The sequence below is a fragment of the Methanoregula sp. UBA64 genome, assembly GCF_002502735.1.
In the GTDB taxonomy this organism is placed as follows: Archaea; Halobacteriota; Methanomicrobia; order Methanomicrobiales; family Methanospirillaceae; genus Methanoregula.
Genome location: NZ_DAQC01000001.1, coordinates 765,344 through 780,656, shown reverse-complemented (window position 1 = coordinate 780,656; position 15,313 = coordinate 765,344). Strand labels below are relative to the sequence as shown.

Below are 15,313 nucleotides of genomic sequence, written 5' to 3'. Positions count from 1 at the left end.
TCCATGTATCCTTTATAGGACCGGGTAAAATCCTAGTTCATGAATATCCGGCATACCCCCGTCATTCTCGCCCTGTGTGTCGTCCTCCTGCTTGCCGCAGCGGGCTGCACGGGCACGACCACGCCCGCCCTCCCGTTTGGCCCGACCGCAACCCCCACGCCCGTCCCCACAACGGCACCGGTAAGTACGTTGCCCACGCTCTCGCCCACCCCAAGCCCGACCGAAGCTCTCCCCGATGTCTGGGCGGTCGATGTGCAGGTCCAGAGCAACGGGCAGGCGATCAACCCGCAGGTCATTATGACCTTCCGCGGCGGCATGGGCATGAACCTTATCCCCGAGCTCGACCTCGAAGTGATCCGCTCTGACGGTGTTGTCGAGACCGGGACCATGAAACAGCCCCTCTATGTGGGAAAGACCGTCTCCCTGCAGGGCACCACCCAGAACAATGACCGGGCTGTGGTCTGGGCAATCACGCCCCAGGGCGACCGGGTCAAGATCATCGACCAGTACGTGCCGTTCCGGTCGTATAACTGATCAGCCATCCAGTATAAGATCTGCAAATTCTTTTTTCCACCATTTTTGGTGCACAGGCAGGTTCCCGGGAAACATTTTGTTCATGCAGGAAATGAGGGTCGGCCCGACCATTTCTAAAAAGGATCGGTGCGCCCGGTTTTTTTGTGGCGTGCATGGTAGGGGGGAGGGGGCGATCGTAAATTCGCGTGGATCAATGGTCGCCCCGACCAATGCTTGAGATCGGTCACCCTGACCTCTGATCGAGTACGGTCGGGGCGACCACCCCCTCTCGCCGGTAACTCCAGAGGAAACGCAGGTCGTGGAACTGGAAAAACAGTGGCCACCCCGACCAATTTTGAAAATGATCGGTCCGATCAATTTTTTTGATGAGTGAGAGGCAGGGGAGGGGGGTTACCATTATTTTTTGAGGTCGGGGTGGCCGATCATGATGATGGGTGGGGGCGAGCGGTTTTTCTGAGATTTATGGAATACTGATCAAATTGTGATATTATTCGGGCATTGATGCATAACGATGCCCTACGCGCAAAACACCTCGTCGGGTTTTGCGCTACGCACTTACCTTGATCCCATATTTCAATCAAACCGCGTTTCAGAAAAGCGCTTTTCCGGTTGTTCCCCCTAGCGAGACGGGTGTGGCAGTGCCACCCGTCGAGCGCGAGGGGGCGGAGGGGGCGAGTGCTCGCGTCGGCGAGAGAAAATGTAACTCAAATATTGATAATCTTGAAAAATTTCAGGATTACTTGCAGGGAAAAGAACCGCCCTCACAGCGTAATCTTCTTCAAAATCTGCCCGTTCTTAAAAATAGTAATCCCGCCGCCGCTCTGGGATACCACGATACCCACTGCCTTTGTCACGCTCGTCATCGCCGCAACCGAGTTATGCCGGGTGCCCATCCCTTTGGGGAGCGTCACATGGCTTGAATCGACCGTGATGTAGCGGCCCGACGCCTCGATAAAGCCGTCGCCCGAGATCACGAACGCCCCGTCGAGCTGCGCGAACTCCTTGATGTTCTCTTTTAGATCGGGGTTTGTTACCATCCGCATCTCGGGGGCATGGCCTTCGAAGGCATTGAGCATGATCTGCCGGGACTTGGAAAGCACGTTTTTCGTGTCGCCGATTAAAAAGGTCGTGCCGACCGCCTTTCCCTCGCGGCCCTCGATCGAGATCTCGGTCGCGATATGGAAGACCGTATCGAACACTTCTTCCCGCACGTCAGTATCCGAGACCACCTGGTCCTTCCAGGAATCGGTACTGATCCGTACCGCCCCGGTCTGCTTGCGGTCGGTGATGTCGTGGCCTATACAGAGGATCTCGGTGATATGGCCCTGCGGGTCCCGGATCGCCTTGTTGATCCACGCAATCCAGACAATATCGCCGTTCCTGCGTATGTTCTCGCTCACGTTGATGGCATATCCTTCGGCATTGAATCCCAGATCGTTTGCCATCATGGAGAGATCGTGACCGCCCCGGTTCTTCTCGGGGACAATCGTTCCCACCAGGTTCTTTCCGACAAGGTCGCTTTCCGAATAGTCAAAGAACGCCGCAGCAAAGGTGTTGATGTAGGTGATGTTCCCGAGGAGGTCCATCCGGATGATGATGCTCTGGGCGTTTGCCATCATCTCGCGGTATTTTCCCTCGCTCTCTTTTAAGGCGTCCCGCATCTTCTTTTTGTCCGAGATATCGGTGACGACAACCGTGCCGCCTTTTTTTGCATCGAGCGGATCGAGCAGCCGGGCCTGGAGGGTGCAGGCAACATATCCCCCGCCGGTCCGTGCGATCTCGGACTCTGCCAGCCCGTTCCCGAGGGGATCCCGGTGGATCTGGAGATCCCGGCAGACCTGCACGAACTCCTCGTCGCTCTTAAAGAGCGTCCGTACGGGCTTGCCGATAAGCGCCGGTTCGGTTGTCCCGAGAAGGGCAGCAAACGGGTGGTTGACCCATTCTATCGTGGCGTTGCGCATCTGGAAGATCCCTAAAGGGGTTGCCGAGAGGATCGCGGTCAGCTGATCGTTCTGGAGCTTTGCCTCACGCTCGGTCTTCCTGCGTAAGGCGGTCTGCTTGAGAAGGGTGACCAGCTCCGCAGCCGGTCCCCGCAGGTCGCAATTCCCGGAGAACGTGACTTCCGCGCCATTTGCGACTTCCTCAAACGCGATCCGGCTCTGGCCCCGGCGTTCGTAGAGGATTACGGGCGTAGGGTTGCCGATCGACCGGAGGTACCGCAAAAAACCGATCCCGTCCATGTCGGGAACGAACTCGATCCCGTTTACTGCCGGCACTTCCTCAAAACAGATCACGATGTCGAAGATGCGGCTTTTGAGTTTCTCGATGGCCATCTTGGGCGACGGCACCATCTCCAGGCGGACCTCCCCGGTCTTTTCAAGGATCGGGCGCAGCTGCCCAAGAAAGCCGGTATTGTCATCGACAAAAAGAATGGATATCATCGGGTACTCCGCAGCCGGATCTCGCCGGGTCTGTACAGGTTACCTATAATCGGCTATGGTGTAATAAATAGTTGACTGGCGACGGCAAAATCCCCGGTTTCGGGCAATTATGGCCCGGAATAACCGTACCGGGTTTTCTGCAGCCCGGCATTTTGTTTCCTCTGGTCAGGAAAAAGGGAAACTGCGGTGAACGCCGGATGTTTATCCGGTCTGTTAAAAAGGATAAAAATAGTCTATTTGCCGCTGTTCTCGACAATGGCAAGCTGGTACATCCAGTCCATCAAGGGGTGGCATTCCTCGACAACGCATTCGAGGTCGCAGGCAATGCAGGGAATCAGTTCGTCCCCGGCAAGCAGATCTTCGGGGTGAACCGGCTGCTGTTTTGCACGGAGCAGATAGGTCTTGATCCCCTCTTTTTTGAACTCTACCCGTTCAATAAGCCCGCTGTCTTCGAGTTTCTTTACAATCCTCGAACACTTGCGGCTGTCCACGCCGAGCTCTTTCCAGAGCTCGCTCTGGAGTACCCCTTCAGGTTTTGACTGGATCAATGCCAGTGCATCGTCTTCAGGTTCAGGCATCTCAATCAAACCTATGTTACCTCGTTATGCATTACAGGACCGGAGCAATAGTAAGAATATTGTTGCCGCGGATGACGACGGTCCCGAGGCTCCTGCCCCGCTCGTTGTTGACGTATTCGATCGTCTCGTCCATGTGGATGTTCAAATATTCGTCCACGGCGACAAGCCGGCCCTGAAGTTTCTTTCCCTCGTCCTTGATCTCAACGGTGATCTTTGAATCGACGAGCGCAAAGACTTTTTTTATGGGCAAAACAATTCCGTTAACCATCTGCTCTGATTTGGGTCGTAAGATAATTAAAGTTTCCCTGGACCGGCGTAAGATAATAAATGGCCCGGTCCCCTTTGGGCCAGGAAAAAAGGGGTTTAACCGGTAAGGGGCTTCCAGCGTTTCTCCAGCGTTTTCTCAACTGCCGGAAGCGTGGTGTACTCCATCTCTTCGAGGGAGAGCCGGTGGGGTTCAAAAGGCCCCTGGGCCCGGATCGTATCGGCAAGCTCGTTGCACCGTGCCCGGACCCGGTCGAAACCGGGGTCGTCGAACATGTCGGCGGGGCCGATCAGTCTCCCGTCCGCTACCTGGAACCCGAAACAGATGACCCGGGGCGGCCCGTCAAACCGGGTGCAGTTCGCATCGCAGAGACCGACCGGCATGAAGGGCCCGTGGTGGGAGCCGCGCATCCACCCGGCAACAAGGACCGGGATCGTGAAGGGTTCGAGCACCTCGCCCATGGAGGGAAAACCGCTCTGGGCCCGGACGATCATGACCGGGTCGTCTTTACCCACGTATCTTCCCGCCATCATGTTGAGGCGCTGGGTGCTCGTTGAGGCTGCAATCGTGCCGTCTTTTTTGAACACGTGTTTCACCACATAGCGCGACGGGGCGCCGATGTAGGCGAGCAGGTTATAGCTCTCCTCGGGGCAGGAGAAGGTGATCGCCCGTTTCTTTACGAGATCGTGCACCTCGAAGACAAACCCGTCGTGCATGGACGGGTCGATCACAAGGCCCGGCGTGTTGAACGGGTCGGCAAAGATCTTGTACAGGTAGAAGTTCCAGGCGCCGGGCTCGGTCTTGTCGGCCATGAAGACCATGACCGGGTCGGATCCCCGCTCCGCGAATTCCATCTCGGCAACGCCCGGGCCCATACCCTTGACATTCCCCGAGAATGCATCGGCGAGCATGTCCTGCCCGGCCCCGTAGAGCTTGAGCTCCTTTGCAATCTTCGTGCATTCGGTAAAGACATCCCACGCGAGCTTGTGGACCTTCTTGTCGTCAACTCCGTGGGTATGGGTCATGATCAGTTCCAGGTCGTCGCCGCAGTGGGTGACAAAGGAATCGACAAGGAGTTTCCCCCGCTCGGCCTTAAGCATCAGCGCTGCTTTTTCGAGCAGCTTCGGGTGGGTGCGGGAATGGCCGGGGAAGCTTCCCACATCGGCCTTGATGACGGAGATGGTGGTCTTTGGCATGACACTTCACGTAGATATGAGATAGGCAGGGGGATACTAAAAGGATGCGGGAAAAAGAAAAAAAATGATCAGAGCAGTTTTTTGACGGCGGATGCCGTGCCATAGGAGTTGAAAGCCTTAAAGAACATCAGGCTCTCGGCATAGGCCCGGGCCCGGACTGCGGCCTGCGTCTCTTCGCCGACCGCGTAGATCTCCTTATAGAACTGCTTAATGGCCATCTTGCAGTTGCCATCGAAGATCTGCTTGTCCTTCTTCCCGGCGTTTTTGGGCCGGTAGGTTTCGAGCGTCCAGTCCTCGATCTCCTTATAGAGTGCCGGTTCGTAGACCTTGAAGGTGTCAAAGACCACGTCCTGCCAGAAGGTGCCGACATTGCCCTTGATGATGTCGCCTTTCGGGAAGTACTTTGCAATCAGGTCCCGGGGGGTGCCGGTGATGCCGTGCTGGGCGATGCCGACGGAGAGTTTGTGCTTCCTGAGCGCTTCTGCGATCTCCTTTGTGCGGGGGATGTTGATCGAGAGCTGTTCGACCACGTTCCCGTTCGCATCGTAGGTGTGGCCGTGGGTGCTGCCGTTTGCAATGGCAAGCACGTGGGGGAAGACGCCGTTCTCGTTTAATGCGCTGATGTAGGCAACTGCTTCCTCGGGGCTCGTCAGGACAAGTCCCTCGGTGTCCTTCCTCCCAATCTCGCCGACCTCGACTTCGAGGCCGAACTCTTTTGTGCCCATCTTTGATTTGATGTGCCGGGCTATCTCGGTCGTGATCCGGATATTGTCGTCGAGCTCCTCGCGGACGGTCTTGCCGTTGAAGTTGAAGAGGTGGGAGGCGTCAATCGCAAAAGAGGTGTAGCCGGCGGCGATCTGGGCGTCGATGAGCTCTTTTGTGGAGGCTACCTCTGCCGCATCGCCTTTCTTGATAGAGATGTGGTCGGCGTGGAGGCCCCAGGTGCCAAAGCCGGTATTTTTCGCGGCAACCGCCATCTTTTCGGAGAAGATCTTCGGGGTCATGCCGGTGTAGCCGCCCGAGAGATCGCTCTCGGACCGGGCCAGCTCCATGAAGACTGCCGAATCGGTATCCTTTGCAGCCTGGAATATCCCCTCGGCCACAAGGCCGATCCGGATGTTTGCCGCCATGACGATCGCTTTTTTGCCGGCAACGCCATGGAAGATGGCAGAGCCGGGAACCGGGCCAAACTCGTGTGTACTCATACCTGATTTCACTCCTTCTTCTCCGACTTTTTCATGTATTCCTCTATTCCCGCAATCTCCTGCTTCCCGCCAATGTAGAGAGGGACACGCTGGCCGATATCGGTCGGGACGATCTCACGGAAACTCTTGTTTCCGTCGCTGACTGCCCCGCCGGCCGCGCAGACGAGCATGCCCATCGGGTTTGCCTCGTAGAGAAGGCGCAGTTTGCCCTTCTCCTTTCCCTTGTATGCCGGGTAGGTAAAGACGCCGCCCTTATGGAGGATCTGGTGGACATCGGCAACAAAGCAGCCCGAGAACCGGAGCTTGTAGCCTTTCTCTTCGAGATCCTGAATCCACGCGGCATGGGCGGCGAGATAGTCTTTCCTGAGTGCCCCGGGAGAATAGATTTTGCCATCAGGGATACGGATGTCTTTCTGGCGGAGGAAGAACTCGCCTTTTTCGTCCTGCACGAACTCGTGGACTCCCGAACCGGTCGTATAAGTGAGGGTGGTGATCGGGCCGTAGAGCATGTAGAGGGCAGCGATCATGTTTTTGCCCTTGTCAAGGACATTGCCCGGGCAGATGCCGATGATCGAACCCACGCAGAGGTTCACGTCGAGAAGGGAGGAGCCGTCGAGCGGGTCGATAACTACCCCGAAGGTGTTCTTTGCGTCCTTTACCTCGATGATCGAGTCCTGCTCTTCGGTTGCGATATACCGGACGAGCTTTGACTTTTTTAATGCCTCGACAAAGACATCGTCGGCATACTTGTCGAGGGGCTTCTGGTCCTCGCCGAACATGTTCTTCGTGCCGCAGGCTGCCGTGTTTGTACAGTTCAACAGGAAGCCTTTCCTGACCTCCGATGCCTGCCTGCTTAAGAAGAGAATGAGTTCGGCGAGGTTTTTGTCCGTGCCCTCGTGTGTTAGGAAATCTTTGAGAATCATACTGTCCACCGGATCCCGCCGCTTTGGGCGTTCAACCCCGAATTACCCGGAACGGTGTCCGGGTCTGTGGGTAGTCGTTTGACCCGGAGGTTTATGAGGATTATTATCCTGCGATAACGCGGTTTCTGCCATACTGCCGGGTATGAGGTAAAAAGGAGGGGGAGGTATGCAGGATTCTTAATCCGTTAGTCAACAGGTATTTTTCCCCGTGACTCTTTTGCGATCTTTTTGAGACGGACTTCCAGCACACCGTCTTTGAACGTTGCAGAGGCTCCTTCCCCGGTCGCCGGTTCCGGGAGGGAAACCACCCGCGTGATTGACGCAGACGTACATTCGTGCGAATAGTACCCCCCATTCTCATCGGAACGTTCGTCCGTTCGTGCGCAGGTAATTTCGAGCGTCCGGGGATCGATCAGGTCGAGTGCGATCCCTTTTTTGGTAATCCCTGCCATCGTCTCTGCGGTAATCACCACTTCGTCATCGCTCCCGGAAACCTGCACATGGAACGTTGTCGGTCGCACGGGCAGCATCACCCGTGCTGACCCGCCGGCAGCGGGCAATAATGCCGCAGGATTGGTCTCGTATATCTGCCGGTCCAGAGCCTCCAGGTATTTCCGTAAGTCTTCCAGCTCGTCAAAGACCGACCGGTAATACCATCGCACCATCTGTTTTACCCCGCACCGGGTTTTGGATCAGCTGCCCGTACCATGGTTCATCCCACCGGTCCGCCCACGAATGCTTCCTTCATTAAGTCTTCCTGCTTTTTTGTCAGGTCCAAAGGAATCTTCACGATAACCTTTACCAGGAGATCGCCCCGTTTGTCGGAGTTAAGAAACGGCATCCCCTGCCCCCGGAGCCGTAAGATGGTATGGCTCTGGGTGCCGCGGTGGATCTTTACGGCCGCACTCCCGGTAATGGTCGGTACGGTGATCTCTCCTCCCAGGAGCGCGGTGGCGAGACCGACCACTGCGGTTGTCGTCAGGTCCGCCCCCTGCCGCTCGAAGACTGCGTGTTTTTTTATGTGGACAACCACGTAGAGATCGCCGGGTGGCCCCCGGTTCTCGCCCGGTTCGCCTTCCCCGGCAATACGCAGGAACTGCCCGTCTTCGACACCCCGCGGGATCGTGACTTCGATCCGCCGGGTTTTCTGGATCGACCCGGCCCCGTGGCAGGTCCGGCAGGGCTTCTCAACGATCTTCCCGCTCCCGCCGCATTCCGGGCACTGGGCGATGCTCATCACCTTGCGGTTCCCCATTCTTTGCGGGCTCCGGATCTCGCCGGTTCCCCGGCAGGTGGGGCAGTCCCTGAGGTACCCCGGCTCTGCCCCGGTACCGTGGCAGGTGTCGCATACGGAATCATGCGGGACCGCCACGGTATTTTTCGTTCCGTAGAATGCATCGGAGAGTGTTACTTCAATGTCGTAGCGGAGATCTGCCCCTGCCCGCTGCCGTGGCCCCCGGCCACTCCCGGAGAACGCGTTGAAGATATCCCCGAGACCGTAGTCCCGGAACAGGTCGTCGTAACTGGGCGGCCGGTACCCCGCTGCGTCCCCGGGCCCGAACTCGACATGGCCTCCCATGTCGTACTGGGCTTTCTTCTGGGGGTCGCTTAACACCTGGTAGGCTTCGTTTATCTCCTTGAATTTCTCTTCTGCCTCCTTGCTTCCCTTGTTCAGGTCCGGGTGGTATTTTCGTGCGAGCTGCCGGAATGCTTTCTTGAGCTCGTCAGCTGTTGCATCCCGTTTTACGCCAAGGGTCTCATAATAGTCGCGCGCTGCCATGGGTTGTGGAGGAAAAATTATTTGTCATCCTTTACTTTGAAGTCGGCGTCAACGACATTTTCGCCGCCGGGGCCGCCGGCACTACCCGATCCGCCGGCATCCTGCGAAGGCTGTCCCGTGTTCTGGGAAGGTCCCTGCTGTTCTGCCTGCTGCCGGGCTGCCGCCTGGTATGCAGCGGCGCCTGCTTCGCCGAGAACTTTCTGGAGTTTTTCAGTTTCGATCTTAATGCTGGAAGTATCCTTACTCTCCAGTGCCGCTTTGACTGCGGTGATCGCGGCGTTCAGCCGTTCAACCATGTCCGGGCTGAGCTTATCTGCAAGATCGGTCCGGGTCTTTTCCGCGGTATAGACCAGAGAGTCTGCGATGTTTCTTGCCTCGACCTCTTCCTTTTTCTGCCGGTCCTGCTCTTCGAACTGTTTTGCCTCGTCGACCATCTTCCGTACATCTGTTTCGGGGAGCTTTGACGAAGCGGTGATGGTCATCTTCTGCTCTTTCCCGGTGCCGAGATCCTTTGCAGAGACATTGAGGATCCCCGATGCATCGATATCGAAGGTGACCTCGACCTGCGGGACCCCCCGGGGCGCCGGGGGCAGGCCGACCAGGTTGAACTGGCCCAGGCTCACGTTATCGGCTGCCATGGGCCGCTCGCCCTGGAGGACATGGATCGTGACCTCGGTCTGCATATCCGCCGCTGTGGAGAAGACCTGGCTCTTTTTGGTCGGGATCGTAGTGTTCCGGTCGATGAGAGCGGTCCTGACCCCGCCGAGTGTCTCAAGGCCAAGCGTTAAGGGGGTCACATCCAGGAGCACCATGTCGTTGATCTCGCCGCCGAGGATCCCGCCCTGGATAGCTGCGCCCATGGCCACGCATTCCATCGGGTCGATGCCGCGTTCCATCTTTTTGCCGACATTGTCCTCGATGAACTTCTGGACCACCGGCATCCGGGTGGGTCCGCCGACCAGGATCACTTTCTGGATATCGTTCTTGGTCAGTTTTGCATCCTTAAGCGCCTGCTCGAACGGATTGATACACCTCCGGATGATCGGGTCGATCAATTGTTCGAGTTTTGACCGGGACAGTTTGATGTTGAGGTGCTTGGGGCCCGTCTGGGTCGCGGATACATAGGGGAGGTTGATCTCCGTCTCCATGACTGTAGAAAGCTCGATCTTGGCTTTCTCCGCAGCCTCCCTGACCCGGTTGACCGCCATCTTGTCATTCCGGAGATCGATGCCTTCCTGTTTTTTGAACTCGTCTGCTATCCATTCGAAGATGGCATTGTCCATGTCCGTGCCGCCCAGCTGGGTGTCCCCTGAGGTTGCAAGGACGGTAAACGTGCCGCCGCCGAACTCCATGATGGTAACATCGAGCGTGCCGCCGCCGAGGTCAAAGACCAGGATTTTGAAGTCGCCGCCCTTGTCAAGACCGTAGGCCATGGACGCTGCGGTAGGCTCGTTTACCAGCCTGACCACATCAAGGCCCGCGATCTTTCCTGCGTCCTTTGTTGCGGTCCGCTGGTTGTCGTTAAAGTAGGCCGGGACGGTGATGACAGCCTTTGTGATCTTTTCTCCCAGGAACGCCTCGGCATCGCGTTTGATCTTCTGGAGGATGAACGCCGAGATCTGCTGGGGGGTGTACTCCTTCCCGTAGATCTTGTAGACGTGGTTTGTCCCCATCTTCCTTTTAGCCGCGGTAACGGTCCCTTCGGGGTTGCTCACGGCCTGCCGCCGTGCCGGTTCGCCGACAAGGAGCTGGCCATCCGGAGTAAAGGCCACATAGGAGGGAAACATTTTTCCCGCAACCGTTGCCCCTTCTGCTGACGGTACGATCGTCGGCTTGCCGCCGACCATGACGGATGCTTCGCTGTTCGAGGTACCAAGGTCAATTCCGATAATTTTCTCATTTGTCATTGTTCTCACCAACGTTCTCTGTTACCTGTTCTGCGATCTTTACTTTCGAGGGCCTGATGACTTTGGATTTCAGCTGGTAGCCTTTCCCGAAATCTTCGAGGATGGTATTAGGCTCTTTTGCGCATTTCTCCGTACACAACACTTCGTGATACCGGGGATCGAATTTTTTCCCCACGCAGTCGATCGGCTGCAATCCATAGTCTGACAGGATTTTTGTCAGTTTTTTATGGATCATTTCCATCCCTTCCCGGTTCTTCTCCTGCGCGAGTGAGGGAAGGGCCAGCTCGAAATCGTCCAGGACGACGAGGAGATCGTTAATCAGTCTCTCGTTTGCAAGGGAGGTGATCGTCTCCTTTTCCTTTGCACTCCATTTGCGGAAATTGTCGAAGTCCGCCTGGAGATATCTCAGCTGATTGAGACGTTCCTCCGCGAGCCGGGTCTGTTCTGCGAGTGCTTTTTTCAACTCTTCGGTATCATCCATGGTCGTCTCCCCTCATCCTGATACCTGTAAATCAGACCGGAGGTTCGGGATCAGGCATTCCCAAACACCAGTTTTCCTCCTTTCTCATCGACCACGATCTCCTTGTCCTTCTGGACTTTTCCTTCAAGGATCATCTTCGACAACTCGTTGAGCAGGTTCTTCTGGATCACGCGCTTGATCGGCCGTGCGCCAAACTGCGGGTCAAAGCCCAGGGTGGCGATGAACCGGATGGCTTTCTTTGTTGCCGTAAGCCGGATGCCGCTCTTTTCAAGCATCTTCTGCACACCGCCCAGCTGGATCTCGACCACGACCCGGATCTCGTCCTCCGTGAGCGGTTTAAACATGATGATCTCGTCGATCCGGTTGAGGAATTCGGGACGGATGGTCTTCTTGAGCAGGTCAAAGACCTGTTCCCGCGTGCGCTCGAAGAGCTCGTCCCGGTCCTTCTCGGTGGCATGCTCCATGTTCTCCTGGATGAGATGCGACCCGATGTTCGAGGTCATGATAATGATGGTGTTCTTGAAGTCCACCGTGCGGCCCTTGTTGTCGGTCAGGCGGCCGTCGTCAAGGACCTGTAAGAGGATGTTGAAGACATCCGGGTGGGCCTTTTCTATCTCGTCCAGCAGGACCACGGAATAGGGCTTTCTCCGGACCGCTTCGGTCAGCTGCCCGCTCTCTTCGTAGCCCACGTAACCCGGCGGTGCGCCGATCAGCCGTGATACGGTGTGGCGTTCCTGGTACTCCGACATATCGATCCGGACCATGCTGTTCTCGTTGTTGAACAGGAATTCAGCCAGGGCCTTTGCAAGCTCTGTCTTTCCTACCCCGGTTGTCCCGAGGAAGATAAACGAGCCGATCGGACGTTTGGTGTCCTGCAGCCCGGCCCGGCTCCGGCGGATAGCATTGGAGACCGCTTCTATTGCCTCGTCCTGGCCGACCACGCGCTTGTGGAGTTCGGCTTCGAGGCTCAAGAGTTTCTCCCGTTCGCTCTGGAGCATCCTCGATACGGGGATCCCGGTCCAGCGCGAGACAACTTCTGCTATCTCTTCGGCGTCCACCTCTTCGTTCACGAGCGCGGAATCCTTCTGGAGCACGGTGAGTTTTTCCTTGAGCTCCACCATGCTTTTCTCGTTATCCGGGATGCGGCCATACCGGATCTCGGCAACTTTCCCGAGGTCGCCGTTCCGTTCGGCACGTTCGGCCTCGAACTTTAAGTTCTCGATCTCGGTCTTCTTTGCCTGGATCTGCTCGACGAGCTCTTTTTCCGACCGCCACTTTGCATGCAGCCGGTTTCTCTCCTCGGTCAGGTTCGCGATCTCTTCATTGAGAATCTTGAGCTTTCCCTGGTCCTTCTCGCGCTTGATGGCTTCCCGTTCAATCTCCAGCTGGTGGATTTTTCGCTCGATCTTTTCGAGTTCTTCCGGTTTCGAGTTGATCTCGAGCCGGAGTTTCGAGGCGGCCTCGTCGATTAAATCGATGGCCTTGTCGGGGAGGAACCGGTCGGAGATATAGCGCTGCGAGAGTTCGACCGCAGCAATGATCGCTTCGTCCTTGATCCTCACATGGTGATGGGTTTCGTACTTCTCCTTGATGCCCCGGAGGATGGAGATGGCATCGTCTGCATCCGGCTCGTTGACCATCACCGGCTGGAACCGCCGTTCGAGCGCCTTGTCCTTCTCGAAATACTTCTGGTATTCCTTTAAGGTCGTTGCGCCGATGACGTGGAGTTCTCCCCGTGAGAGCGCGGGCTTGAGGATGTTTGCCGCGTCCATGGCACCCTCGCCCCCGCCGGCCCCGACCAGGGTGTGGATCTCGTCGATGAAGAGAATGATCTCACCGTCGGACGAGGTCACTTCCTTGATGACACTTTTTAGCCGTTCCTCGAACTCTCCCTTGAACTTGGCCCCGGCGATCAGGGCACCCATATCGAGGGAGAAGATCTGCTTCGTCTTCAGGTTATCCGGGACATCGCCGTCGATGATCCGGTGGGCAAGACCTTCGGCTATGGCGGTTTTACCCACACCGGGCTCCCCGATGAGGATCGGGTTGTTCTTCGTTCTCCGTGAAAGGATCTGCAGCACCCTGCGGATCTCTTCGTCACGCCCGATGACCGGATCGAGTTTTCCCTTGCGGGCAAGATCGTTGAGGTTCCGGGCGTATTTTTCCAGGGCATTATAGGTATCTTCGGCATTCTGGCTGTTCACGGTCTCACCTTTCCGCAACTGGCTGATGGCGGTCTTTAACTCTTTTTCCGATACCCCGTTCTCCTTAAGCAGCCGGGATGTGCTGTCGCTGACCGAGAGGATCCCAAGGAGGATCTGTTCGAGCGAGACGAACTCATCCCCGGACTCCTTTGAAAGTGCGACGGCTTTCTGCAGGGCCTTTGAGGCATCGTTTGAGAGGTTCTGGTCCCCGCCGGTTACCTCGGGATATGTATCGATGATCCGGTCGAGGGCAGCGGTAACCCCGTCGACGTTCACATTCAGTTTTTTTAAGAGATACGGGATGACATTCTCGTCAACCAGGAGCATCCCTTTAAGGAGGTGCGATGTCTCGATGGACGGGTTCTTTTTTGCCGTTGCTAGTTCGATTGCCTTCGAGACTGCTTCCTGCGATTTGATGGTGAAATTGTTGAAGTTCATGATGCTGGTGGTTTTTCTGGTTGTTCATTATCCGCTACCGGTAATTCGTAATAGCGTCCCTTCCTGTCAAATAGTTTGGCAATGAGGAACCCGGCCCGGTAACCACCGGGAGCGATCCCGTGCCTGTTATACATACTGGGCAAGGGTATCCGCATCGACGGGATCAGGGGCAGATGCAGGGACAGAGATGTGACCCGGGGATTCGATCCCGCAGGTCGTATCAAGGCCGTCAAGCCCGTCGGCGTCCCCGCCTAACCGGCTGAGCCGGTCGATCACCTGCCAGTGAAGGATCGCCCTGTTCCTCCCGGTCCCGGCTTCGTTTATCGCTTCCTGTCCTGCCAGGTTTACTGTCGTGAAATCTGTGGTAATCGTCATGCCTCCTTTTCTAGGATTAACCCTAGGTTAGTATGGTTGAATATATAAAAGGTTGGGTCGGGGTGGCTATTACTTGGCGTGGGGTGAAATCAGGTGTTAACCAGCGTGAGAGGAGTCAAACAATATTATGTAAAGTAAATTGATAAAAATTGAAACCCGACTCCAACAGAAAGTAGGCACATACCAATTTGTGCATTTCCTTTATCTTTTAAAAACGCTCTCCACAATTCCGGATTTGGTCCGGGGTGTGAAGAACAGATTTCTGTAATTTCTTGCTTTGTTCGTAATAGATTGGGCGCGAAAAAAATTGCACTTAAGACGGATAATATTACGCTAATTACAGTACAAACAAGTCCCAATATACTTGCCATCAAGAGAGAATAGATTTCATTAATTTAATAAAATTGTCTATTTTGCTTGCGCAGCATTCTGAATCAGCGTCATCCACTTATCTTCCCCATAAATCACGATTCCACGCGCATCTGCCATGTTTTTCCCGTCAGGTGCTTCATGAGACCGGACAACGTTGTGATAAATTTACATCCTTGGCAGAGCCTTACGATTTCACAATCCGCTCCTGACAAGAAACCTCCGCGGCAGGTAATTGCCGGAAAAGGGCGTACAGGTAATTGCCCCGCCGTGCCCCGTGAGGGGCCCTGAGGCGGGGAGACCTCACTCCAGTTTCCTGAATCCCGGCTTTTTAGATCTCAATGCGACCACCCTCAGATAAGATTAGTGAGTGGGTACCCCCACCTTCACGCACACAAAAGGGGGATCCCCCCTTCACAATCACGCCACCCCCCCAGGGGTCCCCTCCCATTCCGCGAAAAAATTGCCGCCCCGCTCTTTTTTTTAAAAGGGGACCCCCACCCCCCTTGCCCGGACCGTCCGGCGTGGGCTCTTTGATTTTTGTCACATAGCAATGTGATAATCACATAAGCATGTGATAAACGCATGTACATGTGACAACCGCTTCCCGGACTTTT

General features: G+C 56.0%; 13 protein-coding genes. 1 reads left to right on the top strand and 12 read right to left on the bottom strand.

All coding sequences use genetic code 11. The annotated features are described in order from the left end of the window. Positions 1 to 39 precede the first annotated feature (39 nt). Entirely contained in the window at positions 40 to 534 is a 495-nt protein-coding gene (locus BP758_RS03765; RefSeq protein ID WP_292368837.1) for a hypothetical protein, read from the top strand. 761 nt (positions 535 to 1,295) lie between these two features. Here the strand turns inward: BP758_RS03765 and BP758_RS03760 are convergent. From BP758_RS03760 to BP758_RS03705, 12 genes are all read right to left on the bottom strand, one after another. After that, positions 1,296 to 2,975, bottom strand: coding sequence for a PAS domain S-box protein (locus tag BP758_RS03760; protein WP_292368835.1), 1,680 nt, complete (start codon positions 2,973 to 2,975; stop codon positions 1,296 to 1,298). 233 nt (positions 2,976 to 3,208) lie between these two features. After that, complete coding sequence (locus BP758_RS03755) at positions 3,209 to 3,553, bottom strand: helix-turn-helix transcriptional regulator (RefSeq protein ID WP_292368833.1); 345 nt, start codon at positions 3,551 to 3,553, stop codon at positions 3,209 to 3,211. A gap of 31 nt (positions 3,554 to 3,584) precedes the next feature. After that, positions 3,585 to 3,821 (bottom strand): LSM domain-containing protein, encoded by a 237-nt coding sequence (locus BP758_RS03750; RefSeq protein ID WP_292368832.1) that lies wholly within the window; start codon positions 3,819 to 3,821, stop codon positions 3,585 to 3,587. 95 nt (positions 3,822 to 3,916) lie between these two features. Then, positions 3,917 to 5,014, bottom strand: coding sequence for a fructose-1,6-bisphosphate aldolase/phosphatase (gene fbp, locus BP758_RS03745; RefSeq protein ID WP_292368831.1), 1,098 nt, complete (start codon positions 5,012 to 5,014; stop codon positions 3,917 to 3,919). Positions 5,015 to 5,082: 68 nt separating this feature from the next. After that, entirely contained in the window at positions 5,083 to 6,219 is a 1,137-nt protein-coding gene (locus tag BP758_RS03740) for a class II fructose-bisphosphate aldolase (RefSeq protein WP_292368829.1), read from the bottom strand. Between the two features lie 8 nt (positions 6,220 to 6,227). Continuing rightward, the gene (locus BP758_RS03735) at positions 6,228 to 7,142 is read right to left on the bottom strand and encodes a class 1 fructose-bisphosphatase (protein ID WP_292368827.1); all 915 of its coding nucleotides are present in this window, start codon (positions 7,140 to 7,142) and stop codon (positions 6,228 to 6,230) included. Positions 7,143 to 7,327: 185 nt separating this feature from the next. Further along, the gene (locus BP758_RS03730) at positions 7,328 to 7,807 is read right to left on the bottom strand and encodes an Hsp20/alpha crystallin family protein (protein ID WP_292368826.1); all 480 of its coding nucleotides are present in this window, start codon (positions 7,805 to 7,807) and stop codon (positions 7,328 to 7,330) included. A gap of 47 nt (positions 7,808 to 7,854) precedes the next feature. After that, positions 7,855 to 8,922 carry a molecular chaperone DnaJ gene (dnaJ, locus tag BP758_RS03725; protein ID WP_292368823.1) on the bottom strand — a complete coding sequence of 356 codons (1,068 nt, stop codon included), beginning with the start codon at positions 8,920 to 8,922 and terminating at the stop codon, positions 7,855 to 7,857. Positions 8,923 to 8,939: 17 nt separating this feature from the next. Continuing rightward, positions 8,940 to 10,829, bottom strand: coding sequence for a molecular chaperone DnaK (gene dnaK / locus BP758_RS03720; protein WP_292368821.1), 1,890 nt, complete (start codon positions 10,827 to 10,829; stop codon positions 8,940 to 8,942). After that, positions 10,819 to 11,310, bottom strand: a complete 492-nt coding sequence (locus BP758_RS03715; protein WP_292368819.1) for a nucleotide exchange factor GrpE — start codon at positions 11,308 to 11,310, stop codon at positions 10,819 to 10,821. The genes dnaK and BP758_RS03715 overlap by 11 nt, the downstream gene beginning before the upstream one ends. 50 nt (positions 11,311 to 11,360) lie before the next feature. Further along, positions 11,361 to 13,952, bottom strand: a complete 2,592-nt coding sequence (gene clpB / locus BP758_RS03710; protein WP_292368817.1) for an ATP-dependent chaperone ClpB — start codon at positions 13,950 to 13,952, stop codon at positions 11,361 to 11,363. Positions 13,953 to 14,078: 126 nt separating this feature from the next. Next, positions 14,079 to 14,327, bottom strand: coding sequence for a hypothetical protein (locus tag BP758_RS03705; RefSeq protein ID WP_292368815.1), 249 nt, complete (start codon positions 14,325 to 14,327; stop codon positions 14,079 to 14,081). Between the last annotated feature and the right edge of the window lie 986 nt (positions 14,328 to 15,313).

Bases quoted from the DNA above. Each gene is read 5' to 3' on its own strand.
- BP758_RS03765 (WP_292368837.1), top strand. From the start codon at position 40: ATGAATATCCGGCATACCCCCGTCATTCTCGCCCTGTGTGTCGTCCTC.
- BP758_RS03760 (WP_292368835.1), bottom strand. From the start codon at position 2,975: ATGATATCCATTCTTTTTGTCGATGACAATACCGGCTTTCTTGGGCAG.
- BP758_RS03755 (WP_292368833.1), bottom strand. From the start codon at position 3,553: ATGCCTGAACCTGAAGACGATGCACTGGCATTGATCCAGTCAAAACCT.
- BP758_RS03750 (WP_292368832.1), bottom strand. From the start codon at position 3,821: ATGGTTAACGGAATTGTTTTGCCCATAAAAAAAGTCTTTGCGCTCGTC.
- fbp (WP_292368831.1), bottom strand. From the start codon at position 5,014: ATGCCAAAGACCACCATCTCCGTCATCAAGGCCGATGTGGGAAGCTTC.
- BP758_RS03740 (WP_292368829.1), bottom strand. From the start codon at position 6,219: ATGAGTACACACGAGTTTGGCCCGGTTCCCGGCTCTGCCATCTTCCAT.
- BP758_RS03735 (WP_292368827.1), bottom strand. From the start codon at position 7,142: ATGATTCTCAAAGATTTCCTAACACACGAGGGCACGGACAAAAACCTC.
- BP758_RS03730 (WP_292368826.1), bottom strand. From the start codon at position 7,807: ATGGTGCGATGGTATTACCGGTCGGTCTTTGACGAGCTGGAAGACTTA.
- dnaJ (WP_292368823.1), bottom strand. From the start codon at position 8,922: ATGGCAGCGCGCGACTATTATGAGACCCTTGGCGTAAAACGGGATGCA.
- dnaK (WP_292368821.1), bottom strand. From the start codon at position 10,829: ATGACAAATGAGAAAATTATCGGAATTGACCTTGGTACCTCGAACAGC.
- BP758_RS03715 (WP_292368819.1), bottom strand. From the start codon at position 11,310: ATGGATGATACCGAAGAGTTGAAAAAAGCACTCGCAGAACAGACCCGG.
- clpB (WP_292368817.1), bottom strand. From the start codon at position 13,952: ATGAACTTCAACAATTTCACCATCAAATCGCAGGAAGCAGTCTCGAAG.
- BP758_RS03705 (WP_292368815.1), bottom strand. From the start codon at position 14,327: ATGACGATTACCACAGATTTCACGACAGTAAACCTGGCAGGACAGGAA.